Genomic DNA, 1683 nt, shown 5'->3' on the forward strand with positions numbered 1-1683 from the left:
TTACACCCTCCCTAGGATTGAGGTAGTGCAGCATTTGACGGAAACACCACCCGATTTTTTACTGTATCGGCGACTTGGATTATTACTTGAATGGTAGCAACAAGTAGGGCGCTCGTCTTTAAGTACCTCACACAGAAGTGCTATTATATCACTGCAGCTCAGAGATATATTTTGCAAGGTTATGTAACAGATATGAGTTCAAATAGCGTCCTGTGAGGGCGACAAATCTGGAAGATAATGGCTCTACGGAGCCATTATCTGTTTTAGGTGCGCCCGGCACTATCCCAACACGTAGAATTTGTCCTCAAGGCTTAATTTTCAATGCCTTGATTGCAACTATCGTGCCCGCATAGCGCTCGATAATATTCTAAGAAGCCAAACTTGCAATATAGGTATGTGTTATTTATAGTATAAGGCATAGCAAATTATGGCATGGCTATATGACAAGCACGTCGTGCTCACTATGAAAGGAGATTGTATGGTAAGGGGAAAATATGTATTAGCCGTTCTATTAGTAATGCTTATGTCTGGCATATCGTTGTTTGGATGCACGCGGGTTTCAAAGCAGACCTCTCAAAGTTCGATAGATGTTAAATCGAAGTATTTCTCTTCAGAGAAGGTAATGCCAAAGGCAAGAAGGGCGAGAGTCACCTTCAGGGTGGACGTTGGGTCATTTAAAGGAGCGAAGAAAGTACGGATGTGGCTGCCGTATCCGGTATCCAACAAGCATCAAGCAATCACTAATGTAGGTATTAGCGGAAATTATGCTAATAGCGGCATCTATAGTGATGGCAAGCTTAAGAACATGATGCTGTATACTGAATGGACAAACCCGCAAGTTGTTCCCGATATCTCGTTCTCATTCGATGTAAAAAGAAGTGAAATTATCAAAAAAGACTTTCCTGACAGCGAGGAAACCTCGATCGATCCTGATATAAAGGATTATCTAATGCCATCCGGTCTGGTGTCAACGGATGGGGCGGTTAAAGAAACTGCCGAGAAAATAGCGGAAGGTAAAACTTCAGCCCTGGCAAAATCGGAAGCCGTATATGATTATCTCGTCGAGAATTACAAGAGGGATGATACTGTGAAAGGCTGTGGGCAAGGGGATGTTTGCGGTCTGTTAAATAGTAAAAAAGGTAAATGCGCCGACATACATTCAGTGTACGTTGCTCTTTCCAGAAGCGTTGGAGTTCCTGCAAGAGAGATATTCGGAATCAGGATACCTAAAGAATCGGAAGGCGACATGACAAAAGCATACCACTGCATAGCCGAATTCTATATGCCGGGTTATGGCTGGGTACCGGTGGATGCCTCTGATGTCTTAAAACTAATGCTAAAAGAGAACTTGAAGCTGGATGACCCAAAGGTTAAGGATGCTCGCTCTTACTTCTTTGGGACCCAGACTGCGAATTACGTTGAATTTGGAACCGGACGAGATATAACCCTTAATCCACCGCAAGAAGCAGGGAAGCTCAATTATTTCATGTATCCCTATGTTGAAGTTGATGGGAAAGCTCTTGATTATCTGTCGCAGAAGGATTTCAAATATACAGTTATCTATAAAGAGTTATAGAAAGATGCGTTGAGCAAGTATTCCCAGCACAATGCCCTAAATTTGGTAAAGGGATTTAAGTCGCATACAGAAAGCCGTAAACTTGACGGCCCAACCAGGATGTTATA

The 1683-nt window shown here is 42.8% G+C and carries 1 protein-coding gene; it reads left to right on the forward strand.

Annotated features, from left to right (window positions below):
* Positions 1-478: 478 nt before the first annotated feature.
* A complete protein-coding gene (locus tag COY37_RS00180; RefSeq protein WP_286679116.1) occupies positions 479-1576 on the forward strand; it encodes a transglutaminase-like domain-containing protein in 1098 nt (365 codons plus the stop codon).
* The last annotated feature ends 107 nt before the right edge of the window (positions 1577-1683 follow it).

Source organism: Candidatus Aquicultor secundus, from assembly GCF_002791875.1.
GTDB classification, from domain to species: Bacteria; Actinomycetota; Aquicultoria; order Aquicultorales; family Aquicultoraceae; genus Aquicultor_A; species Aquicultor_A secundus.